This is a genomic window from Blautia sp. BCRC 81119, from assembly GCF_003184505.1.
Lineage (GTDB): Bacteria > Bacillota > Clostridia > Lachnospirales > Lachnospiraceae > Blautia_A > Blautia_A fusiformis.
Genome location: NZ_QJHD01000076.1, coordinates 1 through 542, shown reverse-complemented (window position 1 = coordinate 542; position 542 = coordinate 1). Strand labels below are relative to the sequence as shown.

Annotated in this window: 1 protein-coding gene; it reads left to right on the top strand. The window is 48.3% G+C overall.

Annotation, left to right across the window (positions count from 1 at the left end; all coding sequences use genetic code 11):
- A partial coding sequence (locus DMI82_RS19610; RefSeq protein ID WP_199579990.1) for a recombinase family protein occupies window positions 1–542 on the top strand: 542 nt, incomplete at both ends.

The window sequence follows — 542 nt, the reverse complement described above, 5'->3', positions numbered from 1 at the left end:
CTGTTTGTTCAAATGGGTGTTCGCTTTATCAGCCTTGCTGAGAATGTGGACAGCTACAAGAACCCCGACAGCGTTTCAAATATCATCGTTCCCATTACAAACGTGATGAACGATAATTACTGCTATCAGACTTCCAAAAAGATCCGGCAGGTATTTGATTACAAACGGCGCAACGGCCAGTATATCGGAGCATTTGCTCCTTACGGCTATGTAAAGCACCCAAAGGACAAGCACAGGCTGATTGTTGATCCCGATGCTGCTGAAAATGTCAAACTCATTTTCACAATGCTTATTCAAGGGTCATCAAAACGTGCTATCGCGCTGTACCTGAACGAACACGGCGTACCGAGCCCCTCGGCTTACAAGGTACAAAAGGGCTTGCCTGTTTCGACAAGAGGGTATGACGATCCTATGTGGGGAGTCCGCATGATCCACTCCATTCTTACCAATCCGACCTACACCGGGGATTTAGCCCAAGGCCGAAGCCGGGTGAAAAGCTACAAGGTACACCAGATTGAAGCTGTTCCACGCGAGGAATGGGT